We start from the raw sequence: 26,110 nt of genomic DNA, 5'->3' as shown, positions 1-26,110 counted from the left end.
TATGACAACAAGACAATTATCATTTTTTATGTTGTTCCTCGCTTGTAATTTGGCCGCTGCACAATGGCAATCAAAGTACAAGACCAAAATGCTTATTGATGGGAACGATACCTTACGATACCGTATTATGTATCCCAAGAACTTTAAGGAGGACGGAAACTATCCCGTGGTGCTTTTTCTGCATGGCGCAGGCGAGCGCGGAAACGACAACGAAAAACAACTGTGGAACGGCGGCAAATTGTTCGCAACGGATTATTTGCAGGAACGCTACCCTGCGGTTGTCATATTTCCGCAGTGTCCCAGGGACAGCTATTGGGCCAGTGTGGATGTAGATAGAAGTTCCTATCCCATCAATTTGGATTTTAAGTACAGCGAAGGCCCTACAAAACCAATGCAAATGGTAATGGATTTATTGGACAGCACCATAGCAGAGCCGTACACCAAAGATGATCAGGTCTATTTGATGGGTCTTTCCATGGGCGGTATGGGAACCTTTGAATTATTGAGTAGAAAACCCAATACGTTTGCGGCCGCTGTGCCCATCTGTGGGGGTGGAGAACCAGAATCCGTCTCCGTTTATGCCAAGAATACGCCATTATGGGTATTTCATGGTGCGCAGGATAATGTAGTGCACCCATTGCAATCCATGGAAATGGTTTCCGCTTTGTTGAAAGAAGGGGTGCATCCGAAGTTTACGATGTACGATTTTGCCAATCACAATAGCTGGGACCCAGCATTCGCGGAACCCGATTTGTTGCCTTGGTTGTTCTCGCATATCAAAAAATAGGGACAAGGAAAACATCAGAATAAAAAAATAATACCAAACAACCTATTTCATGATCTATAAGAAATTACTAATCACAATACTGTTCCTTTCCTTTTTTGGAGCGTATGCCCAGCAGCGAATACCAGAAGTGGAGCAATTGCTGCAAAAAATGACCATTGAGGAAAAAATTGGTCAATTGAACCTGTTGACCCCTGGCGGCGGCGTTGCCACGGGCGAAGTGGTCAGTAAAGATGTCGGCACAAAAATCAAATCGGGGCAAGTTGGGGGACTTTTTGGTGTCGCAGGGCCAGCTAAAGTTAGAAAGGCCCAAGAATTGGCCGTTAAAGAGAGTCGATTGGGCATTCCCTTATTGATTGGTTCCGATGTCATCCATGGGTACAAAACAACATACCCCATTCCTTTGGGCCTATCGTCCAGTTGGGATATGGATTTGGTAAAACAAGCCGCACAAATGGCGGCAAGGGAAGCCACCGCAGATGGAATCAATTGGAATTTCTCTCCCATGGTGGATATTGCCCGCGACCCTCGCTGGGGGCGTATTGCCGAAGGAGCAGGCGAGGATCCATACCTCGGTTCTAAAATAGCGGAGGCCATGGTAAAAGGCTATCAGGGCAATGATTTGGCTGCTTCCCATACCATGTTGGCCTGTGTAAAGCATTTTGCACTTTACGGAGCGGTCGAGGCCGGAAGGGACTACCACTCGGTGGATATGAGCAAAATCAAAATGTTCAACCAATATATGCAACCGTACAAGGCGGCCATCGATGCTGGTGCTGCCAGTGTAATGAGTTCTTTTAACGACGTGGATGGCGTGCCCGCCACGGGTAACAAATGGTTGTTGACAGATGTGCTGCGCGATCAATGGGGATTTGAAGGTTTTGTGGTTTCGGATTATACATCGCTCAACGAAATGATTCCACACGGATTGGGGGATCTTCAAGCTGTTTCTGCATTGGCATTGAAAGCTGGGCTGGATATGGATATGGTGGGCGAAGGTTTTCTGACCACTTTGAAGAAATCCCTGGATGAAGGAAAAGTGACAGAAGCAGATATTACGAATGCTTGCCGCAGGGTTTTGGAAGCCAAGTATATATCTGGATTATTGGATGACCCATACAAGTATTTGGATTCCAAACGTCCCAAAAAGGACATATTGACCGATGAGAACAGGGCCCTGGCACGCAAATTGGCGACCCGCTCCTTCGTACTGCTAAAAAATCATAACAACATACTTCCTTTGGAAAAAAAAGGAAAGATTGCCTTGATCGGTCCATTGGCCGATAGCAGGGAAAATATGCTCGGTACTTGGGCTCCCACAGGAGATTTTAATTTGGCGGTTACCATCTTGGAAGGATTTAACAATATAGCTTCTGAAGCAACGGTACACTATGCAAAAGGAGCCAATATTTCTGATGATGCCGATTTTGCCAAAAATGTCAATTCTTTGGGAGAACGAATCATGATCGATGAGCGTTCCCCCGAAACCATGCTTCAAGAAGCTGTGGATTTGGCCAAAACTTCGGATGTTGTAGTGGCCGTCGTAGGCGAAGCAACCGAAATGAGCGGAGAATCGGCCAGCCGTACCGATATTTCCATCCCCGAGAGTCAAAAGAAATTGATAAGGGCATTGGTGGCAACAGGAAAACCTGTCGCACTTGTTTTAATGAGCGGCAGACCGCTTACCATTCCAGAAGAATTTAACATGCCCGTTTCCATAATACAAGTTTGGCACCCTGGTGTTGAGGCAGGAAATGCCATTGCCGATGTAGTTTTCGGCGATTACAACCCGTCAGGGAAATTAACGGCCACTTGGCCTGTCAATGTAGGTCAGATACCCGTGTACCATAGTGTAAAAGCTACGGGACGACCCGCACCGGAAAGTGGCGAGTTTCAAAAATTCAGGTCAAACTACCTGGATGCGACTAATGCGCCCTTGTTGCCATTTGGGTACGGATTGAGCTACTCCACATTTGACTATTCCAATCTGAAATTGAACAAGAAGGAAATCAATCAAGGCGAGGAGATTACCGCTACCGTGACTGTTACCAATACGGGTAATTATGATGGTGAAGAAGTGGTCCAATTGTACTTGCGGGATGTGGTCAGAAGCATTACGCCCCCTAAACGACAATTGAAAGGTTTTCAGAAAATCATGCTCAAAAAAGGGGAGCGCAAGGAAGTTGCCATCACTTTATCGCCGGACGATTTAAAATTCTACAACGCCCAATTGGAGTTTGTATCAGAACCCGGAGAGTTTGAAGTTTTTGTGGGAACCAATTCAAATGCCGAGCTGTCGGAAACATTCACATTAAAATAAAATCACACATGCGCATTGGATTAACGCTTCTTGGATTACTTCTCATTATTTCTTGCAAACAGAAAGAAAAGCCTAAAGAAAAGGTTGTCCAAGGTCCGCCGAACATTATTTTTATTATGTCGGACGATCATGCCTATCAAGCTATTAGTGCCTATGATCACGAGTTGGGCAAGTTGGCGCCAACGCCGAATATTGACAGGATTGCGAAGAACGGGGCCATTTTTCAGAATAATTTTTGTACCAATTCCATTTGTGGTCCCAGTAGAGCGGTGATTTTAACAGGGAAACACAGCCATATTAATGGTTTCCGTATGAATGGTGAGCGGTTTGACAATAGTCAACCCACCCTGCCCAAACATTTGCAAAAGTTGGGATACGAAACAGCCATTGTAGGCAAATGGCATTTACATGGCAAACCAACGGGATTCGATTACTGGGACATCCTTAACGACCAAGGAAATTATTATAATCCTGAATTTATCCAAGGCGAAGATACCACTGTCGTTGAAGGTTATGCCACCGATTTGATCACCGATAAAAGTTTGGAGTGGTTGCAAAAACGGAAAGATGGCCAAAAACCTTTCTATTTGATGGTGCACCACAAAGCGCCGCACCGAAATTGGATGCCAGCTTTGCGCCATTTAAACGTTTACGATTCCATCACTTTCCCGTTGCCGGACACCTATTTTCCAGAGTTTGAGGATCAAACTGCGGCAGCCCAACAACAACAGACCATTTACAGGGATATGTACGAGGGGCACGACCTAAAAATGAGCGATGGCCCGGGAAGCACCGATTTGGCCCACAACCCTTGGACCACGGATTTTGAGCGGATGACACCGGAACAACGCAGCATTTGGGACGAAGCCTATCTACCGAAAAACAATGCTTTTTACGAAGCTGATCTACATGGGAAAGAATTGGCCGAATGGAAGGGACAACGGTACCTGCATGAATATTTGGCCACGGTAAAATCCGTTGATGAGGGTATAGGACGGATTTTGGACTACTTGGAGGAAACCGGCTTGGACGAGAACACCTTAGTGGTATATACTTCCGATCAAGGGTTTTATTTGGGCGAGCACGGTTGGTTCGATAAACGATTTATTTACGAAGAATCGATGAGAATGCCCTTGTTGATGCAGTTGCCGGGGGTAATCGAACCTGGAACCAATATTGATGCTTTGGTACAGAACTTGGATTTTGCACCCACCTTTTTGGATTTGGCAGGAGGGCGGGAATATGCTGCCAATATGCAGGGGGAATCGTTCCGTGGACTTTTGGAAGGCGCTCAAGATGATTTCAAGGATGCTGTATATTACCATTATTACGATTTTCCAGCCTTTCATATGGTCAAAAGGCAATATGGGGTTCGAACCGATAAGTACAAACTCATCCATTTTTACGATGACATAGATGAATGGGAGTTCTACGATTTGGAGAAGGACCCAAAGGAACTGCACAATGCCATCAATGATGAAGAATATAAAGATATCGTAACCTTGATGCACAAAAAATTGGATAGTTTGCAAACCCATTACAAAGTAACCGACAAAGAATTCGAGACCACTCCCAAGGAAAAGGTGGATAGAACCTATAAGGCCTTTGAAAAACTAAGAGGAACACCCATACAATGAAAAACATATTTTTTGCCATTTTCGCCCTAGGGACTTTAGTAAGTTCTTATGCCCAAACAATCGACATTATATCCTACAATATCCGTTACGATAACCCGGACGATGCCCCCAACAACTGGGACAACCGTAAGGATTTTTTGATTTCGCAGCTCAACTTTTATAATCCCGATGTGTTCGGTATTCAAGAAGGATTGATTCATCAGGTGAAAGAAATCGACGAGGGTCTGCAAGACTATGCCTATTTTGGCGTGGGTCGTGACCACGGTGATGAAAGAGGGGAGCACACAGCTGTTTTTTACAATACCAAACGGGTAAAGCTTCTTGAGCAATCCACGTTTTGGTTGTCCCTGACCCCGGAAAAACCATCCAAAGGATGGGATGCGGCCTTGCCAAGAACTTGTACTTATGGAATTTTCCAAAACAAAAGTGATGGTTCAAAGTTCATGGTGTTCAATACCCATTTTGACCATGTTGGGGTCAAGGCGCGGGAAGAAAGCTCCAAGCTCATCCTTGAAAAGATCAAGGAGTTGAACACCGAGGATTATCCCGTAGTGGTCACTGGAGATTTTAATCTGGAAAGTGACAGTCCGGGCGTACAAGTAATTTTAAAGGAAATGGCCGACACCCACATTGCTGCCGGTGCAAATGCCTTTGGCCCAGAAGGAACCTTTAATGGTTTTGAATTCAATAAACCTGTTGAAAGAAGAATCGATTACATTTTTGTGTCAGATGATTTTGAGGTGCTTAAAAGCGCTATTTTGAGCGACTCGGAGGATACTCGGTACCCATCGGACCATTTACCTGTTTTTGCCCGGTTGAAATATTAAAATCGATGCTTTTAGATCATCAATTATCATTCGGTTTTTTAACTTGAAGAACCAATAAAACCGGCCATTTATTTATATTCATTTTAAGTAAGCGCAAAAAACGTAAAAACAATGTTAATTTTATCGTGATGTTTATGTGAACTGCTCAAATTGTTGTGAGAAATCTTTAACTTCAAAGGAATTAATCAACATTATGGCTACTTATACACTTAACATCAACGGAACAAAACAAGAGGTCGATGTGGATCCCTCCACACCAATGCTCTGGGTTTTAAGAGACCACTTAAACTTAGTTGGAACAAAATATGGATGCGGAATTGCCCAATGTGGCGCATGTACCATTCATTTGAACGGCACGGCTACCCGGGCATGTATGTTGACCGTTTCATCCGTGGGAGACCAAGAAATCACTACGATCGAAGGCTTGTCCGAAGAAGGCGACCACCCAGTTCAAAAAGCATGGCTGGAAGTGGATGTACCGCAATGTGGATATTGCCAAGCCGGCCAGATCATGACAGCTTCTGCGCTCTTGGAGAAAAACCCCAATCCAACAGATGAAGAGATTGAAGTGGCCATGAACGGAAATATATGCCGTTGTGGAACCTATACCAGAATCAAAAAGGCCGTTAAATTGGCCGCCAAATCATAAACCCAAAAAAAGACTAACATGACACTTGTAAAGACAAAAATAGGACGACGCGCCTTTATCAGGAATACAGGATTGGCCAGTGGTGGACTTGTAATTGGGTTTAATTGGTTGGCATCGTGCAAAATGACCCCGGAACAGGTGAGCAACCTGCCCAAAGAGTGGTTCGAGCTCAATGGTTTCCTAAAAGTTGGTGATAACGGGTTGGTGACCATTATGTCGCCCAATCCTGAGATAGGTCAGAACGTAAAAACATCCATGCCCATGATCGTTGCCGAAGAGCTCGACATAGCTTGGAAAGATGTAATGGTGGAACAAGCGCCACTGAACACGGATATTTTTACACGCCAGTTGGCGGGTGGTAGCCAATCTATCCGACAAGGATGGGAAAGTTTGCGAATGGCGGGAGCCACCGCAAAGCAGATGTTAAAGGAGGCTGCAGCACAAACTTGGGGTGTTTCCGCAGATGAAATTACCACCAAAGATGGTGTGCTGACCCATGAGGCAAGCGGAAATTCTGCGGGTTATGGAGAAATGGCCTCTGCCGCAACAAACATCGAAGTGCCCGAGGAGGTACAATTAAAGGATAACGGTAACTTTTCCATTATCGGTACGGACAAAAGGAACGTGGACGGTAAAGAAATTGTTACGGGAAAACCATTGTTTGGATTGGATGTATATAAGGAAGGCATGTTAACGGCCATGATCGTGCATCCACCAGCTTTTGGAATGAAATATAAGGGAATGAATGCAGATGCCGTGAAATCCATGCCGGGCATCAAGGATGTTTTTCATTTTGAGGTATATCCCGAGGGTATAGAGAAGCAATGGTCCGATCAAGGTGGCATTGCGGAACTTGTGGCCATAGTGGGCAATAGTACTTGGGAGTGCATGCAGGCAAAAAAATCGCTTCAGGTGGAGTGGGAGCAGGATGGCACCGCCGAAAGCACTTCTTACCACGAAGAGGCCCTGGCGAAATTGCTGGAAAAACCATCAGAAACACCAGCAAGAGAGGACGGAGATGTGGATGCAGCATTCAAAAGTGCAGCAAAAATAGTGGAAAGTACCTATTCCGCTCCCTATTTGGCCCACAACACCATGGAGCCCATGAACTTTTTTGCGCACGTGACCCCGGAGAAAGCAGAATTGTTGGGTCCGATACAAACCCCTGAGTTCACAGAAAAAACGGTAGCTGCCCGATTGGGCATGCCCGTAGAAAAAATAGATATTATGATGACCCGTATGGGAGGTGGTTTTGGCCGCCGGCTCTATGGGCCATTTGTAATTGAAGCAGCGGTAATTTCCCAAAAAATGAATGCGCCCATCAAACTGGTGTACTCCAGAGAAGATGATATGACGCAAGGTACCTACCGACCTTCCTATAAAGTAAAGTACAAAGCTGGACTGGACAAAAACGGAAAACTGATAGCTTGGCATGTACGTGGAGCAGGAACCAACGATGATCTCATCTTTGAAAACCGTTTCCCCGCTGGAGCAGTGGACAATTATTTGGCAGAAAAGCACAGCTTGCAGACCAATGTGACCACTGGGGCATGGAGAGCACCACGTTCCAACTTTATCGCGGGAGCCGAACAGGCCTTTATGGATGAGGTGGCCGAAGCTGCGGGCAAAGACCCATTGGATTTTAGGTTGGAACTATTTGATAGGGCCATAAACAATCCAGTTGGCGATCCGGAAAGCAACGATTACGACCCCGAACGTTATGCAGGCGTGCTCAAATTGGTAAAGGAGAAGGCCAATTGGGGAACGGACACTGGCAAAGCTCGTGGAGTGGCGGCCTATTACTGCCATAATTCCTATGTGGCGCAAGTAATAGAGCTGGAAGATGGCGGTGGCGATATACCAAGAGTGGACAAAATCACCTGTGCAGTGGATTGCGGTATAGTGATAAATCCATTGGCGGCCAAAAACCAGATAGAGGGGGGAATGATCGATGGGATCGGACACTCGACCTACAGTGCCATGTCTTTTGAAGAAGGTAGACCACAACAATCAAATTTTGATACCTATCGTCTAATCCGACATGCCGAAGCGCCCAAAAATATAGAAGTGCACTTTGTGGATAATGGAATAGACCCTACCGGTCTTGGTGAGCCATCGTTGCCACCTGCCATAGCGGCATTGTCCAACGCACTGTACAAATCCACGGGAAGGCGTTTTTACAAACAACCGTTCATTACCGATAAGGCGCCATTGGTAGGTTGATCACATTCAATTAAAATATAAAAATAATAGCTGGCCGGTAGATGTTTTTTGCTGGCCAGTTTTTGTTGGCAAGACTTTTAAAATTCATTTTTTTGATTTAAATAAATGATAATCAAATGTTTAAATCAAATAAAAATTCTTGTAAAAAAAGTTGCAGTGTTGGATTTTTATTTATGTTTGCCCCATAAAATGAATCCCAAGAATTAGGGTTCATTGCCTATAAGCTTTGAAGAATTTTTTCATGTTCGGGCTTTTGGGGATAAGAAAGTCTACCCAAAAAGCCGTCTTAAGATCAAGACACCGAATACTCGGGCTGACTTTCGACGAACTACATTGTTACAACCGTGATTTTTCGCGGAACCCCTATTTTGTACCCTATACCGTATTTGAATTTCGTATCTGAAAAATTAGATTTTTAGACTTCTATTTTTCTCATTATCTTTTAATACAATTACGAAATTTAAATGAAAACAAAATACATCGATTTAATCGAGCAGACTTATGATTTTCCGCAACAGGAATTTCAATTGGAAGACAACAAATTACAATTTCACGGCATAGATCTTTACGGACTCGCCCAAAAGTACGGCACTCCCCTAAAGTTTACCTATTTGCCCAAAATATCGGATAACATTCAACGGGCAAAAAGTTGGTTCGGTTCCGCTATAAAAAAGCACAGGTACGCAGGTAAATACCATTATTGTTATTGTACCAAAAGCTCTCATTTTGAGCACGTGCTCAATGAGGCACTTAAAAATGATATTCATATCGAAACCTCTTCGGCCTTCGATATCAATATTGTGGAACATTTAAAGAAGAGCGGTAGAATAACCAAGGATACTTATGTGATCTGTAATGGCTTTAAAAGGGACCAGTACATTCAAAATATAGCCCGTTTGATCAATGACGGACATAAAAAATGTATCCCTATCATAGACAATTATGAGGAAATCAATTTGTTGGGAGATGCCATAGAAGGTAAATTTCAGATAGGGATTCGCATTGCATCCGAAGAAGAGCCCAAGTTCGAATTTTATACATCCAGATTGGGTATTGGCTATAAGAACATAGTTCCGTTCTTTAACCAATCCATAAAACCCAATGAGCAGGTGGAGCTGAAAATGCTGCATTTCTTTATAAACACGGGTATCAGGGATACGGCCTATTATTGGAACGAGCTTTTAAAATGTTTGAAGGTGTACATCAGCCTAAAAAAAGTATGCCCTACGTTGGATAGCTTGAACATAGGAGGTGGCTTCCCCATCAAAAATTCATTGGCCTTTGAGTATGATTACGAGTATATGGTGGATGAGATCATCCATCAAATTGGACAGGCCTGTGAAGAGGCCGGAGTGGATGTCCCCAACATCTTTACCGAGTTCGGAAGTTTTACCGTAGGGGAAAGCGGGGGCAATATTTACGAGGTGCTCTATCAAAAACAACAGAACGACCGTGAAAAGTGGAACATGATCAATTCCTCGTTTATTACCACAATGCCAGATTCTTGGGCCATAAGCAAGCGTTTCATCATGTTGTCCATAAACCGATGGAACGATGAGTATGAGCGTATTCTTTTGGGCGGACTTACCTGCGATAGCGACGATTATTACAATTCGGAGCAGCACATGAACGCCATTTATCTGCCCAAATATAGAAAGGACAAACCCTTGTACATAGGTTTTTTCAATACGGGGGCCTACCAAGAAACCATTGGGGGGTTTGGAGGACTGCAACACTGTCTTATTCCCCATCCCAAGCACATTCTCATCAATAGGGACGAGGAGGGCAATATAAAAACATCTGTATTTGCAGAGCAGCAAACGGCCGGTGAATTTTTGTCCATTCTCGGTTATGAAAGCAAAAAAACGGCCGAAGTAAAGGTAAAGGCCAATACTATATCAGTACCTAGCAATAATTGAAAAAGGAAGTATTAAAAAAATGAAAACAGAAAGAACGTATGCCGGAATCCCAAAGGAATACGGCTCGGCCGAAAAGGCCAAAGTAGTACTGTTGCCCGTGCCATACGATGGTACCAGTACTTGGGGAAAAGGTGCGGACAAAGGTCCAGAAGCCTTTTTGGAAGCCTCCGAAAACATGGAGATTTATGATATCGAGACCGATAGCGAGGTCTATAAACAAGGGATTTATTTGGCAGATACTCTGGAAAATTTTGAAACTCCGGATGCCATGGTGGAAACCGTGCATAAAACCGTAAAGGACTATATAAAACGGGGCAAGTTAGTGACCATGGTCGGCGGTGAACATTCGATTTCTATTGGGGCCATAAGGGCTTTTAGTGAATGCGTGGAAGACCTTACCGTATTACAGATCGATGCCCATGCCGATTTGCGCAAAGAGTACGGAGGAACAAAATACAACCACGCCTGTGCCATGTACGAGGCCAAGGAAACCACAAATCTGGTCCAAGTCGGCATCCGTAGTATGGATTACACCGAAACCTTGGTTATGGACAGGGACAATGTATTCTTTGCCCATGAAATGATTTCAGAGGATTTCTGGATGGATTCCGCACTGGATTTGATGACGGACAACGTGTATATCACATTTGATCTGGATGCATTCGATCCTTCCATATTGCCATCGACAGGTACACCGGAACCAGGAGGACTCTTTTGGTACGAGACCCTCGACTTTTTAAAAAGGGTTTTTAAGGAGAAAAACGTGGTAGGTTTAGATATCGTGGAACTTTGCCCGAATGATATCGATAGATCTTCCGATTTCTTGGCGGCAAAGCTCTATTATAAAATGTTGAGCTATAAATTTTCAAATAACAACGAATACATGGATGAAAATTTTGAGGACGATGACGACTTCAAAAAATCCAAAAACAATTTAGAGGATTACGATGAGTAACAAAGGAGAAATATCACAATTTATACAAAAATACTTTTTGCACTTTAACTCGGCAGCCCTAGTGGACGCTGCCAAGGGGTACGAAGACCAATTGAACAAGGGCTCCAAAATGTTGGTGTCCCTCGCCGGAGCAATGAGTACCGCTGAACTTGGAAAAATATTCGCAGAAATGATCCGTACCGACAAGGTTCACATTATTTCATGTACAGGTGCCAACCTTGAGGAGGATTTGATGAACCTTGTGGCCCACTCACATTACAAAAGAGTGCCCAATTATAGGGACCTTACCCCGCAGGAAGAATGGGATTTGCTGGAAAACGGGCTAAACCGTGTAACCGATACCTGTATTCCCGAGGAAGAGGCTTTTAGAAGATTGCAAAAACACATCTACGATATTTGGAAGGATGCAGAAGCCAAGGGAGAGCGTTATTTTCCACACGAGTTCATGTACAAACTGTTGCTTTCCGGAGTGTTGGAGCAGTATTATGAAATAGATATCAAGGATTCATGGATGTATGCAGCTGCCGAAAAAAACCTGCCTATCGTTGTGCCGGGCTGGGAAGATAGCACCATGGGAAATATATTTGCCAGCTACGTGATCAAAGGCGAATTGAAGGCGAGCACCATGAAATCCGGTATTGAATATATGACGTTCTTGGCCGATTGGTACATGAACAACTCTAAAAAAGGCATCGGCTTCTTCCAAATAGGAGGAGGTATTGCAGGGGATTTCCCAATTTGTGTGGTTCCCATGCTCTATCAGGATCTGGAACAGACCGAAACGCCGTTTTGGAGCTATTTTTGCCAAATCAGCGATTCCACCACAAGCTACGGATCATATTCCGGGGCAGTTCCCAACGAAAAGATTACTTGGGGCAAATTGGATATCGATACACCCAAATTTATTGTTGAATCGGATGCGACCATTGTGGCACCATTGATTTTTGCTTACTTATTAGACATGTAACCATGAGAAAAGGACAAACCCCTGTTTTAAAGCGTGTAATCGTTGATTATAAAAAATTGGACAAGAACATACTCAACCTTCTTGTTGAGAAATTCCCCGATGGTTACGATGACGATGATATAGTTACATACAGAAATGCCAGCAACGAAGTAGTGGAGTGTGTTGAGGTAAGAACAGACGACACCGCTTACCTTATAAAAGTGAGCAAGCGTTTGGTGATGGCCATGGAGGATTTTGACGATTCGGACAACGGCGATAGCGAAGACTCCGACCTGGACACCGACGAGTTGGAAGGTTCCGAAGAAGAATAGACTTTTTAATCTATGGATGAAATTCTATTTGCATTTTGGTTGAAATTCGTCAATTCGAGTGATTTTTTGGAGTGAAACAAAAACTAGTATCGAGAATTGCAATTTCTAGGCCAGAGCCTTTGTTCTCGATACTTTTTCCTGTGGGAAAAATTCGAACAGACATTTCTTTTGCCATTATCATTCAAAACAAAAAATAGTTTTAAAGATTAATATGAAATCAAAAGCAATGGCTCTTCACCTGGCAACAAGCACCAATATACTTGCCTGTCGGAGAGCTTTGAACAAGGAATTGATTTATGGCGATAGGGATGAACTTTTTTATTCCGATGCATCACGTTACCTTTATATTTTCAGATATGGTGTTGTTTCCTTTTTTGGGTACTCCGAAAACGAAATATCCGAATTATTGATGGAAATCAAGCCATTTTGTGAAGAGTGGCGGCAATCGGACATTACAGAGACCATGGACATGGCGCTCGTGTCCGATCGCGAAAAGGCAACCATAGATAATGACAAGGTGATCTTGCCAAAATCAAATGTGGAAGGTATTCGTTTGGCATTGTTGCATCTGTCCCAGTCCGTGGCCCTGGATTATTATGCGGGACTTTCGGAACAAGCGATGAAGGAGACCCGGCAGCACACCACCTATCTGGAACAAAAAGGTAAACTGGACTTGGGGGGCAAGAAGTTGAAACGCCACATTGCAAAAGTGTTGAACATCAACAATCAAATCTCTGAAAACCTCTATATTTTTGATTCCCACGAAGTAGTGTGGGAAGACATGGAACTGGACCGATTGGACAAGGGTTTAAAACAAATCTTTGATTTAAAGGAAAGGTACCGGAATATTAAGGAGCAGGGAATAGTGATCAAGGAAAACCTCAGTCTGTTCATGAATATTATGGACCACAGGGAAAGCAGCAGACTGGAGTGGATCATTATTATTTTGATCTTGGTCGAGGTGGTCGACCTGTTTATTATGAGATTAATCAGTTAAATAAATAGTTGTTTTGAACGATTTAAAAATATTGGGTAGCGAAGAATGGTGCCGTTTTGATGATTTGGGAATTCCGGCCATAAAGGCAAGAGTGGATTCCGGCGCAAAAACATCATCGATTCAAGCCAGTAAGATCAAAATTTTTAACAAGGGGCTGGAAGAATGGGTCAGGTTCGAGGTCAATCCCGTTCAAGACAACAGGAGCATATCCTTATTATGCCAGGCCAAACTGGTCGATGTCCGTAATGTTAAGAGCTCACAGGGCATCGCAGAGGAGCGCCCCGTAATAAGGACTTCGGTGAGCATTGCCGGTAAAAGTTATGAAATAGACCTTACCTTGGCCAATAGGGATACCATGGAGTACCGAATGTTGTTGGGTCGCGAGGCCATGAACGACAGGTTTTTGGTGAATCCTTCCGAAAGTTTTATTCAGGGAGACATCACGGAAGAGCAATTGGAACAAAAATATAAGCCCTACACAACCGAAAAAAAGGGACTTAGAATAGGGCTTTTGGCCAGCAACCCCAATCTTTACAGCAACAAAAGAATCATTGAAGCAGGCGAAATGCGTGGTCATAAAGTGGTTTTTTTGAACGTGGAGCATGTATACATGAAATTGGACGCATCTACACCGGAAATCAGGTACCGCGGCGGAAACATTCTTGATAAGTTCGATGCCGTGATTCCAAGGATAAAGCCTGCGGTCACATTTTATGGTTGTGCCTTGTTGCGACAGTTTGATACCCTTGGGGTCTATTGTTTAAACTCGGCCGACTCCATTGGTAGATCAAGGGACAAGCTTTTCGCATCGCAAATGTTTTCCAAGAACGATATACACATACCTACCACAGGTTTTGCCAAATCGCCTATGGATACCAAGGACCTTATTAGGATGGTTAGCGGAGCTCCGTTGATCATCAAACTATTGGAGAGCACACAGGGCAAGGGCGTTGTGCTTGCAGAAACCAATAAGGCCGCGGAAAGTGTGATAAATGCTTTTAAAAGCGTACAGACCAATATTTTGGTCCAAGAATTTATCAAGGAGGCCAATGGGCACGATATTCGTTGCTTTGTAGTGAATGGCAAAGTTGTGGCCTCTATGCAGCGTACCGCCCAAAAAGGAGAATTTAGGGCGAATATTCACCAAGGAGGCGCGGCATCCAAGGTCAAAATAACTCCAGAAGAGCGCAAATTGGCCATAAAATCTGCAAAAGTGTTCAATTTGGATGTTGCCGGGGTAGACCTTATTAGATCCAATAAAGGCCCTTTGCTCTTGGAAGTTAACTCTTCACCCGGATTGGAGGGTATCGAAAATACCACAGGAAAGGACATTGCCAATGTAATGATCGAAACCATCGAAAGAAAGTTAAAATACAAGCATTAAATAGCTTGAATAGTTCAATTGTTTGAAAATCAAATAATTAATATTTTTATAAATAATTTCCTACACAGGCCCCGAAAATTGCAAGTATAAATTCAAAAGGGGCATTCGTTAACCCAGAAGCCCCATTCGTTAGTTTGGCCCCTAACAAATCATAATACCGTTGTATGTTTGTCCCAGTTAACGCTAAGCTCATGAAGCTTACGTTCTAAACCTTAAATAGGATGGGGTGATTATGGGGTACTTTGTGTTCTTAACCTAATATCTTATTTGCAAAAAAAGGTTTACGTTGCTCCAAGGGGTTTTTGAGGTTGAGCCCCTTGGTTGTAACGGTTTTCTAAGATCAAATATATGTTCCCATAAATTTGACCTACTTTTTCGGAAAAAGAGCCGTTTTTAACGGCTCTTTTTTATTTGTACCCGATGCAAATGCCTTTTAAGAATCCACTCATTCACAATTGTTCACATCTTTTCAGGAAACCCAGAAAACCTTGGGTGTAAGTTTTTGGACAAAAAACCTACTTTTGTAATGTAACATTTCAGGAAGAAGATATATGTCAGAACAAGTGGAAAGAATAAAAACATTGATCATTGGGTCGGGGCCTGCGGGCTATACAGCGGCCATTTATGCCTCTAGGGCAGATTTAAAACCGGTAATGTATACAGGACTGGAGCCTGGCGGACAGTTGACCACTACAACAGAGGTTGACAATTTTCCAGGGTACCCAGAAGGGATAGATGGACCCACCATGATGATGCAATTGCAACAACAGGCCGAACGGTTTGGCACCGAAGTAAGAATAGGAATGGTAACGGCGGTGGAGTTAAGCGACGAAGTCGGGGGAATCCATAAAATTACTGTGGACGATGCTACCGAACTTGAAGCGGAGACCGTTATTATCTCAACAGGAGCTTCGGCCAAATATCTGAATATTCCAAGCGAGCAGCGTTTACGTGGCGGAGGAGTATCTGCATGCGCCGTGTGTGACGGCTTTTTCTACAAAGGTCAAGAAGTGGCAATCGTAGGGGCAGGAGACACTGCTGCGGAAGAAGCCTCTTACTTGGCAAACATCTGTACCAAGGTAACCATGTTGGTGCGCAAGGATCACATGAGGGCATCCAAGGCCATGCAGCATAGGGTGAACAGTATCGATAACATTGAAATCAGGTACAATACCGAAGTGGATGAAGTACTGGGCGACCAAGTTGTGGAAGGGCTAAGAATCGTCAACAATGAAACAGGTGAGAAAGAGGAGATTTCCATTACCGGATTGTTCATTGCCATTGGCCATAAGCCCAATACCGATGTGTTCAAAGGTCAATTGGATATGGATGAGACAGGTTATATCATTACACAACCAAAGTCCACCAAAACCAATAAACCCGGTGTGTTTGCCAGCGGTGATGCCCAGGACAAAATATACAGACAAGCAGTCACTGCGGCCGGAACAGGCTGTATGGCGGCTTTGGATGCAGAGCGCTATTTGGCGGCTGTAGAGAGCAAGGAAATGTTGGCTTCGTAGTAAGCTGATTAAAACTGGATATAAAAAAGGCACTGAAATTTCAGTGCCTTTTTTCATGATTGTACTAGTTTAATCAATCCGCTTGTAATTTTCTGAAAATGTCCTGTTTCCATCAGAGTCCACAGTGATTTGACTGAAGGTGTCTTCCTTAAGGATAAGTTCGAACGTAAAGTTTCGCATGGTATCCAAAGCTTTCATCATATCATCATCACCGTATTCGATCACTTCGATCAAGGAATTGTCCGTAACCCTGTAGGATCCATAACCGAATCTTCCATTAGGGTCGTCCGGTACGTATCGGGTCCACATGATCTTTTCCTTGGAATACATTTTGACCTGTCGGTACCCGTCCGATTTTTCTATGGTATCTATAACGTTTTCCCCGTCATAGTTGTAAAAACTTTGAAGCTCCCAAGTTCCTTCAATAGTTGGGTCTTTTGGTTTGTGTTCCGTGAAACTTCCCCCTATCACAAAAACGAAAATAAGAGTGAAAAGTAAAACTGATTTTTTCATGATGCCCTACTTTTATGTTTTATAAGTCTTTAAAAGATAGGTATAATTTTTAATAAAATTAAATTTTTAGACGCTAAATTTTATCATTTTGACAATGATTGAAGTGTGTCTCGTACAATCTAGAAAGTAAAGAATGGTATCTGTAATACGATGTTTTTAAAAAATGCCGGAACTATTTGAAGATACTTGACCTGAGGCCTATAAATAATCATTAATCAAACATTTTTTAGTTAAAATGTTTGATTTGTAAAAAAAATTAACCACTTTTCACCCTTATTCACTTAAACCTAACCTAATGAAAAGCATGTTTTTAACATTAGCAGCAATGTTCTCATGCATTGTTGCGTTTGGTCAGACCATTACGGGTACCGTATCCGATACTTCGGGCACACCTTTACCTGGGGTGACCATTGTGGTGAGTGGTGCCAATATAGGTACAACTACCGATTTTGATGGAAATTATTCCATAAACGCCTCAAGCGGGCAAGTATTACGATTTTCCTATATAGGAATGAAGCCAAAGGACATTACAGTGGGTTCTGAAACCACATTGAATGTAGTTCTGGAGGAAGATTCAACACAACTGGATGAGGTTGTGGTTACTGCATTTGGTATCTCCCAAGAGAAGAAAGCTTTGGGTTATGCAGTGCAGAGTGTAGATGCAGAAGCTATAGCCAACACAAAACAGTCTAATCTTGTTAATTCGTTGCAAGGGCAGGTAGCTGGTGTTCAAATTACCAATTCTGGAGGAGCACCGGGCCAAAGCGCTAGAATTATAATAAGGGGAATCAATTCTCTTGATCCAAATGCGGACAACCAACCGCTTTTTGTCGTGGATGGTGTGCCCATTGACAATTCCACAGTAGAATCGCCAAACACACCAAGGGGACTATCTAATAGGGCCGCTGATATTAACCCGGCTGATGTCGAGTCCATGTCAGTTTTGAAAGGTGCAGCGGCAACAGCTCTTTATGGAGTAAGGGCCGCAAATGGGGCGGTTATTATCACTACAAAGAAAGGAAAGAAAGGAAAGGTGAGCATTAACCTTAATACTTCTGTCGGATTTGAGGAACTCAATCGCTTGCCCAAACTCCAAAAGGAATATGGTCAAGGTTTTAGCGGGGAATACGACCCGTCAAGTTTTTGGCCAAGCTGGGGAGCTCCTATCGACCAGGTTGCTTTAAGCGAACCCGGGCATAAATACCAAGATAATTGGAATAGGGCTTTTAATACAGGGATGCAAACAGACCATAGTATAAGTATTTCCGGAGGGGGAGATAAAGCAACATTTTATGCATCATTGGGACGTTTTGACCAGAAAGGGATTATTCCTTTTAGTACTTGGGATAGGACTACTGCAAAAATATCGGGAACGGTCACAATGAACGAAAAGTTCAATTTTGGAGGCTCTATAAATTACTCCAACTCAGGGGGAAATAGGGTTCCTCACGATCGTTTTATGGAAAGGATGATGTATTGGGCGGAAACTCAAGATGTAAGGGATTATATAAATGAAGATGGGACAATGAAGACCTATGGAAACACCAATCCAATTTATGATGCACGTTTTAGTACATACAAGGATGATGTAAATAGGATAATCGGTAACCTGAACTTTAATTACAGTCCGTTGGAATGGTTAACCCTTTCTTACCGTATAGGGACTGATTTTTACAGCGATTCCAGAACTGAAATCACCCCAGGGCCTAAAGGTATAGATGGGGAATTGCCATTGGATTCGGAAGGCTTTATGGAGGAAACACGTATAAACAGTAGAGATATAACCTCCAATTTTTATATCACACTGAACAATGAATTTGGTGATGACCTAACAACCACTCTGAGGTTGGGGAACGATATATTTGAAAGGAAATACGATAGGTTGACCTCAAGGGGCGAGCTTTTCATTATTCCCGAATTTTATAATCTCAATAACACCAGCAGAATATTCTCGGACCAAGGGAAAAGCATAAGAAGATTGGTCGGTTTTTATGGAGATCTAATGTTGAACTATAAAGACTACCTGTTTTTGAATGTAACTGGCCGAAATGATATTTCTTCAACGCTCCCCAAAGACAATAATTCATTCTTTTATCCATCAGTTAATTTGGGCTATGTGTTCACAGAGCATTTTGATGCCCCTACATGGTTCACTTTTGGAAAAGTAAGGGCATCATGGGCACAGGTAGGTAAAGATACAAACCCCCACATACTTGGTTCAACGTTTGTTTCACCAGGTCATTTTCCGCTGGACGGACAAGTCGGGTTTAGTAGAAATAGTGAATTTGGAGACCCATTACTAAAACCAGAATTAACAACATCAATGGAGTTTGGTGCACAGCTATCCTTTTTTGATAGTCGATTGGATTTGGATTTTACTTATTATAAATCCAATGCAGAAGATCAAATCATCCCAGTGCCTATTTCCGATGCAACCGGATTCTCTTCCTACATAACCAATGCAGGAGAAATTCAGAATAGTGGATTTGAGATTGTTTTGGGAGCTGATATTGTTCGTAATGAGGATTTTACTTGGAAAACAACGGCCAACCTATCCATGAACAACAACGAGGTCAAATCCATAAGGGAAGGTATTGATGAAATCATTGTGGGAAACCAATTTGGTTATGTTGGAAGTACGGTCACCATGAAACTGATAGAAGGAGAGGCCTATGGAAACCTATATGGAACAAGCTATCAAAGATTTGGGGCGGACGAAGAGTCTATATTCCTACAGCGTAATTTGCCCACGGTAATCGGAGAGGATGGCTTCCCTGTTCGGAATTTGGATCAGCTTATACTCGGTAACGCAGTTCCCAAGTGGATAGGAGGTTTAAAAAACGAGTTTACCTATAAGAATTTTGATTTTAGCTTTTTGATAGACTTTAGGGCAGATGTAGATCAATATAACCAGTATGATAACTTTTTGTCGGCCTTTGGTAAAAATGAATATACCCTAGCTAGGAACGATTTTCGTGTTTTTGACGGGGTTTTGGCGGACGGAACACCAAATACCCAAGAAGTTTGGTTGGGACAAGGTGTGGGCCCCGATGGCAGGGACTATGGTGCGGGCTATTGGAGAAATGCCTATAGGGGGGTCAGTGAAAATTTTGTACAGGACGCTAGCTTCATTAAATTAAGGAACATATCATTGGCATATAATTTAGATGGCAGGGCACTTGCTAAGTTACCCTTCACTTCATTGCGAATATCATTGGCAGCGAACAATATCATTTTATATACACCATGGGATGGTTTCGACCCAGAGTCATTTTCTGCAGGTGCTGGAGGAAATGCCATAGGTTTTACTGGTCTTGGTTTTCCGGGCACACAGAGCTATTTTCTAACATTTAATTTTGGAATATAAAAAACTAGAATGATGAAAATCAATAATAAGATAATAAGAAATGTAGGGCTCGCTTTGACTTTGATCACGGTTTCCTGTGACTCATATTTGGATGTCAATGAAAATCCCAACAATCCTGAAGATGCTCCCATCTCTGGACTAATGATCAATACTACCTACGAATCGGCAAAAAACACTTTTAGGGTAGGGAGTATCACTTCAAACTATGTGCAGTATTTGGCCTCGCCAAACCAGGCAAGTGCGTCGGATACCATGGAGCCTGTAAGCCACAATAATACTTGGTTCAATATTTATAATGTTATGACCGATTTGACGGTATTGATTGAAAAGGCCGAAGAGCAAGGCGCCAATCATTATAAAGGCGCAGCACAAGTATTGATGGCCTTGAACTTGGGGATGGGAGTGGATATTTTTGGTGATATGCCATTTTCAGAAAGTTTTACTTTTGAAACAGTTACCCCTTCTTATGATGATGATGGTGAACTCTATACCATGATTATGGGATTTTTGGACGAAGGAATAGTTAACCTGCAAGGAGAAACAACAGTTTCTATGGGAGACGATGACTTTATCTACCAAGGTGACACAACAAAGTGGATAGCTTTTGCCAATATGTTGAAGGCACGGTACATGATCCATACCCAAGAAAATGCATCAGTAATATTGCAGGCGATAGATAATGGCTTTCAATCGAATGATGATGATGCGAAGGTTAATTTCTTTGAACAGGACATCAACCCTTGGGCAGATGTTGCCAGAGACAACGCGGACCTGTTGTTGGGAGGATGGATATCCGAACAATTTATCGAAGCATTGGACGGGACATCATATCCAACGATCGATCCTAGGTTAGGTCTTATGGTAGGTACCACGGATGATGATACTTTTGTAGGTACTGTAAATGGCGCCGGTAGGGGGAATGCACCAGCACAAGGAGCCAGGTCAACATTGATAGAGGACCAATATTACACATCCATAACCTCTCCTATATTGATAGGAACATATAGTGAGCAAAAATTTATAGAAGCTGAAGCAGCCTTCGAAATAGATAAATCTAGATCCTATCAGGCATATTTGGACGGAATAATCGCACACATGCAAATGCTCGAAGTTCCACAAGATGAAATCGATACATACCTTGCCGACCCTAGTGTTAGTATGGGTGAAGGGGCATTTACTTTAGCGGACATTTTCAAGGAAAAGTGGGTAGCTTTATTTTTGCACCCAGAATCTTGGAATGATGCAAGAAGGTTTGATTACCAGTATGAGGATATGGATTTGCCCGCTAATTTGAATCCAAATTTGAATGGCCAGTTTATAAGAAGGTTGCCATATCCAGACAATGAAGTAAGTCGGAATGGGCAGAATGTGCCAGAGGTTACCCTCCTCGATCGAATTTTCTGGGACGAATAGTCAAAAAAACAACCTTAATTCATAAGAAAAGGCCATCCGATCGGGTGGCCTTTTTACTTTTATTGTGCCAAAGTTTTTTGAATTTCAAAAAATATTCTCCTTGGTCAGGTACAAGAGTCCTTCCCCCGTTTCGTTCAGAATACGTTTGGTACGTAGGTAGCGGTCGTAATTGTATGCATCAAAATTTTCGGAATTTTTGTCCATACTACTAATGTGAACATTGCCCGCCGAATGGATAAATTCATTGTTTCCTATCCACATTCCCACATGAATCACGCGTTCCGATGTGGAATCAGTGGCTTTGCGTCCAAAGAACAAAAGGTCCCCGGCAATCAATTTATCAAAATCCTTGGAATCATCCACAAAAAAGCCTTCATGGATTTGTTGTGAAGCATCGCGAGGAATGATCATTCCGTTCATCAAGTAAACAGTTTTGGTAAAACCACTACAGTCTACGCCTTTGGTGGAAGTACCTCCCCATAAATAGGGAACACCGAGCATGGTCTTGGAGGTCTCGACCAAACTTTCTTTGGTAAGGGCCAATGTGGATTTCCATTCATCAAAAGTATTGGCTTCTTCCTTTTGTAAATATGCCTCCCGTCCATCAGGATATTGTACCTGATAAAAATTGCCATCTTCGGCGATCAACCTAAAAATATTACCGGCCACTACATCCGAAACAGCTTCGGAACTAGTGTCGGCTGTTGCGTATGACTTTCCGTAAGTATTGGTGTAGATTACCTTAGCAGTAGCTTGCCATGCATCAAATTCCTCCTTGGTCATTAATTCAATACCACCAGCATCTACCCACCCCAGATAGTCGTCCGGGGTTTGAATGTGGTACCAGCTCCTTTCTTTTTGATAGATGTTGAGAGGCATTCCCAAAGTACCCTGTGTGACCATTTCGGCAGCATGTGAGGGTTTAGATCGTAGGTTGGCAACGGAATTGTTGATTACCCCGTAAACCATTCCCTCTAACTCATCTGAAGGTAATATCTCAATACTGTCCGTGTACTTTATTTTTTGGGAATCCAATTCCTTTTTAAAAGTATTCAACGCTTCTGGAAGGTTGGTCTTGCCCTTTAGGATGTAACCCGTGGAATTTTTTTCAGATTGAATGTCAAAAAGTGCCACCCGCTTATCCGGGGCGTAGGTTTCCCTAACGGAAGAAATAATTTCATCCACCTTATTAGGTTCCGTACTTTGCTCTGTTTTACAGGCTGAAAAAACAAGGGCAACCAACAAAAAGAGATAAAATTTGGTAGTATGGAAAGATGGGAACTTCATATTTTTTTAATTTTTGATTCAATACTTGCAAAATAACCAATTAAAGAGACATGTTGGTCAACCTGTAATTGTATTGATGCAATGTGCTAGATTTTCAATGTCTTGTTTGGTGTGATAGGCACTGAGCACAATACGACTGACCAAAGGCCCATTTTCATCCGGATAATTGAAGTTGGTAAAAATAAACCCACTCTTGTTCAGGGCGGTTGCGACGCTGGTATCCTGAAATTCAAATGTAGGATGTCCATCCATATGGTTGAAAAAAGCTGGGTTTTTTAGTTGTGATCTAAAATTTTGATAGTTGCCTTTTAGTTCCATCAAGCGTTTTGAATACACTTCCTTGGCACCCATTAACGTGGCCATAAATGCAGGGGAAGCTGGACTGGCCCCGCCATAAAAGGGGGTGGATTGCAGCATTTTGGTGTCGGACGCATCCCCAAAAACAGCTCCCGCTTGTGTGCCCAGTGCCTTACCGAGCGAGCAGCAAACCATAAGTTTGGCAGGTTGAAGAGCTTTGAGCATACGATAGCAACCATTTCCGTTGTCGCCCACGATTCCGATGCCGTGCGAATCGTCACCCACCAAGATCATCTTGTCCAAGGGAAGTTGACGTAGTCCATCAAAATTTAGGAACTGATTGCCAGAAAAGTCAATGGTGTCAAAAAGAAGTACGGGCAATTTTGTCCCGTGAACAGTCTTGGATATTTTGTTCGAAAGTTGTACAAAGTCTTTGGACTGCTTTACACCGTTGATCAACAGCGCAGTATGTGCATTGGGTGCCGCAAATACAGGATGACCTCTGTCCAGCAGTGTATGAACCACTAATTGAGCGGCCAAATAGCCACTGGACATGGTTGCGCAACCTTCGCAGCCCACCCAGTTTGCCAGATAAAGTTCAGCTTCTTCGTATATGGATAATTGCAAATTGGATTTTCTGGAGGCGCCATATTGCATCCCGTACGTGGAAACGTTTTTTAAGTACAGTTCTTTGAACGGGGCGTAGTTCTGTAAACCCAAATAAGAGGTGCCCCCAAAATATAAATACGGTTTCCCACCAATCAGGATCTCTCTATCGGGTATGCTTTGGATGGGATAGGCCATTAGAGCAATTCTATTCCGCTGCCGGGCAACTTGGGGAACACTACTTTTCCGCCCTCTAAAATTTCAACGCCTTTGGCAATATCACCTTTTAGGAGCATGGCGCCATCCATATCCACATAATCCAGTTGTGGCAATAATTGGGCAATGGCAGAGATGCCTACGGTAGATTCCGTCATGCATCCCACCATAAGCTGTAGTCCCAGTTCCCTTCCTTTTTTGATCATCCGTCGAGCGGGCGTCAACCCTCCGCACTTGGTCAATTTAATGTTGATGCCGTGAAAATAACCTCCGCATTCCTCTACATCGCTTTCAACGATGCAACTTTCGTCGGCGATAACGGGTAGCACGGATTTTTCCTTTACCAAAGCCATACCATCCCAGTCATCCGCCTTTAACGGCTGCTCCAAAAATTCAACCCCCAATTCCTTCAATAACGGTGCATTTTTGATGGTTTGCTCCGCGGTCCATGCCGTATTGGCATCTATTCTAAAAATACTATCGGTGTGTTTTCGTAGTTCGCGTACTATGGCAACATCGTCCGGTGTTCCAAGTTTTATCTTGTACAGCGGCCAAGGTTTTTCCTGGAGCTTCGCCACCATTTTTTCGATGGTATCTATTCCAATGGTATAGTTGGTCATCGGATACTTTTCCGCAGTAGTGCCCCAAATTTCGTAAAGTGGTTGCCCTTTCAACTTTCCGTACAGGTCGTTTGCGGCCAAATCCAAAGCGCAAAGGGTAAATTTATGCAGGTCCAGTGACTCTAAAAATTCATAAAAGTTCTCGGGCGTGTCAAAATCATAACCTTCAATTTGTTCCCTTACCGCGTCTATTTCGGCCATCATCCCTTCGATGGTGATTTTGTAATAAGGGTTTGATGTAGCCTCACCGTAACCCGTTTTTCCATCCAAGGACATGCAAACGATCAGGGTGTCCTGTTCGTCCCGGGATTCTCGAGATATAGTAAAGGTGTGGGCTAATTGAAGTATGTATTTTTTTAAAGTTATCTGCATGGGTTTTCTATAATTGCGTCTTGCTAATATAGGGCTTCATACAAACATATTATAAACAAAAGCCCACTGAATATTCAGCGGGCCTTTGCATATTTAAAGGGAATTGGATTAATATTTGCGCACGCTTCCTGAAACGGATTTTTTGGTCTCCACGCTGGCATCGCCAGTGTATTTGATATCCGCTCCGCTGCTGGCATCGGCTACCAAAGACTCCGAAACATTCACGGAGATATCGGCCCCGCTGCTCGCATCGGCATTGCATCTTTTCACGATCAGGTCCTGGGCCTTAATGTCCGAACCGCTGCTGGCGTCTGCAAAAAGTGCATCTGCCTGACCGGATACTTTAATATCGGCCCCGCTACTGGCATCGGCAGATACTTCGCCGGCCACCACCTCAACATGCAGGTCGGAGCCACTGCTGGCATCCAGCTCAATGTTGTTGGCCTTTACCACGTTTTGTGCAATAAGGTCGGCGCCACTGGAACTTTCCAAAGCGGTGATCTCCGGAAGGGTAACATAGACGTTTTTGGTGGCACGACCGATATTTTCGATGGCATGGATCTTAAGTCTGCCATCTTTAACATCAGTTCCGATCAGGTCAATGATGTTCTCGTCGGCCTCTACGGTAATGTTGAATTCGGACCCTTGTGTTACAAATACGTCGATTCCTTCGGAAGCTGATACAATGTCAAAAGTTTCTTTTACATCGCGGCTTTCCTCGACGATTTCGCCATTACCGGTTTTTCCGTTGCCGAAGTTCATATCCATCATGCATGAGGATGCAAAGAGGGATAGGAGTGCGGCGATTGCTAATCTTGCTAGTGTTGTCATGATTGTTGTTTTACTATTGATTGATTTTAAAATGATTAGTTGTCCTCTGAAATAAATTCAGTTCAAATGTCTGTTTTTAAATGTGCGTTTTAAAT

The 26,110-nt window shown here is 43.1% G+C and carries 20 protein-coding genes; 15 read left to right on the top strand and 5 right to left on the bottom strand.

What is annotated here, in order from left to right:
- The first annotated feature begins 1 nt into the window (after position 1).
- From GVT53_RS09765 to trxB, 13 genes are all read left to right on the top strand, one after another.
- Positions 2-787: a carboxylesterase family protein gene (locus GVT53_RS09765; RefSeq protein ID WP_166248481.1), complete on the top strand. Its 786-nt coding sequence runs from the start codon at positions 2-4 to the stop codon at positions 785-787.
- Between the two features lie 49 nt (positions 788-836).
- Positions 837-3,104, top strand: coding sequence for a beta-glucosidase BglX (gene bglX, locus GVT53_RS09760; protein WP_166248480.1), 2,268 nt, complete (start codon positions 837-839; stop codon positions 3,102-3,104).
- Positions 3,105-3,112: 8 nt separating this feature from the next.
- Positions 3,113-4,741 (top strand): sulfatase family protein, encoded by a 1,629-nt coding sequence (locus GVT53_RS09755; protein WP_166248479.1) that lies wholly within the window; start codon positions 3,113-3,115, stop codon positions 4,739-4,741.
- Entirely contained in the window at positions 4,738-5,568 is an 831-nt protein-coding gene (locus GVT53_RS09750) for an endonuclease/exonuclease/phosphatase family protein (RefSeq protein ID WP_166248478.1), read from the top strand. The genes GVT53_RS09755 and GVT53_RS09750 overlap by 4 nt, the downstream gene beginning before the upstream one ends.
- Before the next feature lie 193 nt (positions 5,569-5,761).
- Complete coding sequence (locus GVT53_RS09745) at positions 5,762-6,217, top strand: (2Fe-2S)-binding protein (RefSeq protein WP_166248477.1); 456 nt, start codon at positions 5,762-5,764, stop codon at positions 6,215-6,217.
- 18 nt (positions 6,218-6,235) lie between these two features.
- Positions 6,236-8,440 carry a xanthine dehydrogenase family protein molybdopterin-binding subunit gene (locus GVT53_RS09740; protein WP_166248476.1) on the top strand — a complete coding sequence of 735 codons (2,205 nt, stop codon included), beginning with the start codon at positions 6,236-6,238 and terminating at the stop codon, positions 8,438-8,440.
- A gap of 464 nt (positions 8,441-8,904) precedes the next feature.
- Positions 8,905-10,359: an arginine decarboxylase gene (locus GVT53_RS09735; protein ID WP_166248475.1), complete on the top strand. Its 1,455-nt coding sequence runs from the start codon at positions 8,905-8,907 to the stop codon at positions 10,357-10,359.
- Positions 10,360-10,378: 19 nt separating this feature from the next.
- Entirely contained in the window at positions 10,379-11,314 is a 936-nt protein-coding gene (gene speB, locus GVT53_RS09730; RefSeq protein WP_166248474.1) for an agmatinase, read from the top strand.
- Positions 11,307-12,281: a deoxyhypusine synthase family protein gene (locus GVT53_RS09725; protein ID WP_166248473.1), complete on the top strand. Its 975-nt coding sequence runs from the start codon at positions 11,307-11,309 to the stop codon at positions 12,279-12,281. Before speB ends, GVT53_RS09725 begins: the two co-directional genes overlap by 8 nt.
- Positions 12,282-12,283: 2 nt before the next feature.
- Positions 12,284-12,592: a hypothetical protein gene (locus tag GVT53_RS09720; RefSeq protein WP_166248472.1), complete on the top strand. Its 309-nt coding sequence runs from the start codon at positions 12,284-12,286 to the stop codon at positions 12,590-12,592.
- A 226-nt stretch (positions 12,593-12,818) separates the two neighbouring features.
- Positions 12,819-13,589: an RMD1 family protein gene (locus GVT53_RS09715; protein ID WP_240905202.1), complete on the top strand. Its 771-nt coding sequence runs from the start codon at positions 12,819-12,821 to the stop codon at positions 13,587-13,589.
- 13 nt (positions 13,590-13,602) lie between these two features.
- Complete coding sequence (gene rimK / locus GVT53_RS09710; RefSeq protein WP_166248470.1) at positions 13,603-14,973, top strand: 30S ribosomal protein S6--L-glutamate ligase; 1,371 nt, start codon at positions 13,603-13,605, stop codon at positions 14,971-14,973.
- A gap of 551 nt (positions 14,974-15,524) precedes the next feature.
- Positions 15,525-16,493 carry a thioredoxin-disulfide reductase gene (trxB, locus tag GVT53_RS09705; RefSeq protein WP_166248469.1) on the top strand — a complete coding sequence of 323 codons (969 nt, stop codon included), beginning with the start codon at positions 15,525-15,527 and terminating at the stop codon, positions 16,491-16,493.
- Between the two features lie 69 nt (positions 16,494-16,562).
- On the opposite strand, the gene GVT53_RS09700 is transcribed toward trxB, so the two are convergent.
- Complete coding sequence (locus GVT53_RS09700; protein WP_166248468.1) at positions 16,563-17,006, bottom strand: hypothetical protein; 444 nt, start codon at positions 17,004-17,006, stop codon at positions 16,563-16,565.
- A 304-nt stretch (positions 17,007-17,310) separates the two neighbouring features.
- On the opposite strand from GVT53_RS09700, the gene GVT53_RS09695 reads away from it, so the two are divergent.
- Together GVT53_RS09695 and GVT53_RS09690 are read left to right on the top strand one after the other, a co-directional pair.
- On the top strand, positions 17,311-20,373 hold the full coding sequence (locus GVT53_RS09695; protein ID WP_240905201.1) for a SusC/RagA family TonB-linked outer membrane protein: 3,063 nt from the start codon (positions 17,311-17,313) through the stop codon (positions 20,371-20,373).
- A 9-nt stretch (positions 20,374-20,382) separates the two neighbouring features.
- Positions 20,383-21,786 (top strand): SusD/RagB family nutrient-binding outer membrane lipoprotein, encoded by a 1,404-nt coding sequence (locus GVT53_RS09690; RefSeq protein ID WP_240905200.1) that lies wholly within the window; start codon positions 20,383-20,385, stop codon positions 21,784-21,786.
- Positions 21,787-21,870: 84 nt separating this feature from the next.
- Here GVT53_RS09690 and GVT53_RS09685 read toward each other — a convergent pair whose 3' ends face one another.
- From GVT53_RS09685 to GVT53_RS09670, 4 genes are all read right to left on the bottom strand, one after another.
- A complete protein-coding gene (locus GVT53_RS09685) occupies positions 21,871-23,073 on the bottom strand; it encodes a C40 family peptidase (RefSeq protein WP_166248466.1) in 1,203 nt (400 codons plus the stop codon).
- 57 nt (positions 23,074-23,130) lie between these two features.
- On the bottom strand, positions 23,131-24,174 hold the full coding sequence (locus GVT53_RS09680) for a pyridoxal phosphate-dependent aminotransferase family protein (RefSeq protein ID WP_166248465.1): 1,044 nt from the start codon (positions 24,172-24,174) through the stop codon (positions 23,131-23,133).
- The gene (locus GVT53_RS09675) at positions 24,174-25,184 is read right to left on the bottom strand and encodes a dipeptide epimerase (protein ID WP_166248464.1); all 1,011 of its coding nucleotides are present in this window, start codon (positions 25,182-25,184) and stop codon (positions 24,174-24,176) included. Before GVT53_RS09675 ends, GVT53_RS09680 begins: the two co-directional genes overlap by 1 nt.
- A gap of 108 nt (positions 25,185-25,292) precedes the next feature.
- The gene (locus GVT53_RS09670; protein WP_166248463.1) at positions 25,293-26,015 is read right to left on the bottom strand and encodes a head GIN domain-containing protein; all 723 of its coding nucleotides are present in this window, start codon (positions 26,013-26,015) and stop codon (positions 25,293-25,295) included.
- Positions 26,016-26,110 lie beyond the last annotated feature (95 nt).

This window comes from Flagellimonas oceani (genome assembly GCF_011068285.1).
GTDB lineage: Bacteria > Bacteroidota > Bacteroidia > Flavobacteriales > Flavobacteriaceae > Flagellimonas > Flagellimonas oceani.
This window is presented reverse-complemented; position numbering and strand designations above follow the sequence as displayed.

Coding starts and splice junctions, on each gene's coding strand:
- GVT53_RS09765 (WP_166248481.1), top strand. CDS start 2: ATGACAACAAGACAATTATCATTTTTTATGTTGTTCCTCGCTTGTAAT.
- bglX (WP_166248480.1), top strand. CDS start 837: ATGATCTATAAGAAATTACTAATCACAATACTGTTCCTTTCCTTTTTT.
- GVT53_RS09755 (WP_166248479.1), top strand. CDS start 3,113: ATGCGCATTGGATTAACGCTTCTTGGATTACTTCTCATTATTTCTTGC.
- GVT53_RS09750 (WP_166248478.1), top strand. CDS start 4,738: ATGAAAAACATATTTTTTGCCATTTTCGCCCTAGGGACTTTAGTAAGT.
- GVT53_RS09745 (WP_166248477.1), top strand. CDS start 5,762: ATGGCTACTTATACACTTAACATCAACGGAACAAAACAAGAGGTCGAT.
- GVT53_RS09740 (WP_166248476.1), top strand. CDS start 6,236: ATGACACTTGTAAAGACAAAAATAGGACGACGCGCCTTTATCAGGAAT.
- GVT53_RS09735 (WP_166248475.1), top strand. CDS start 8,905: ATGAAAACAAAATACATCGATTTAATCGAGCAGACTTATGATTTTCCG.
- speB (WP_166248474.1), top strand. CDS start 10,379: ATGAAAACAGAAAGAACGTATGCCGGAATCCCAAAGGAATACGGCTCG.
- GVT53_RS09725 (WP_166248473.1), top strand. CDS start 11,307: ATGAGTAACAAAGGAGAAATATCACAATTTATACAAAAATACTTTTTG.
- GVT53_RS09720 (WP_166248472.1), top strand. CDS start 12,284: ATGAGAAAAGGACAAACCCCTGTTTTAAAGCGTGTAATCGTTGATTAT.
- GVT53_RS09715 (WP_240905202.1), top strand. CDS start 12,819: ATGGCTCTTCACCTGGCAACAAGCACCAATATACTTGCCTGTCGGAGA.
- trxB (WP_166248469.1), top strand. CDS start 15,525: ATGTCAGAACAAGTGGAAAGAATAAAAACATTGATCATTGGGTCGGGG.
- GVT53_RS09700 (WP_166248468.1), bottom strand. CDS start 17,006: ATGAAAAAATCAGTTTTACTTTTCACTCTTATTTTCGTTTTTGTGATA.
- GVT53_RS09695 (WP_240905201.1), top strand. CDS start 17,311: ATGTTTTTAACATTAGCAGCAATGTTCTCATGCATTGTTGCGTTTGGT.
- GVT53_RS09690 (WP_240905200.1), top strand. CDS start 20,383: ATGATGAAAATCAATAATAAGATAATAAGAAATGTAGGGCTCGCTTTG.
- GVT53_RS09685 (WP_166248466.1), bottom strand. CDS start 23,073: ATGAAGTTCCCATCTTTCCATACTACCAAATTTTATCTCTTTTTGTTG.
- GVT53_RS09680 (WP_166248465.1), bottom strand. CDS start 24,174: ATGGCCTATCCCATCCAAAGCATACCCGATAGAGAGATCCTGATTGGT.
- GVT53_RS09675 (WP_166248464.1), bottom strand. CDS start 25,184: ATGCAGATAACTTTAAAAAAATACATACTTCAATTAGCCCACACCTTT.
- GVT53_RS09670 (WP_166248463.1), bottom strand. CDS start 26,015: ATGACAACACTAGCAAGATTAGCAATCGCCGCACTCCTATCCCTCTTT.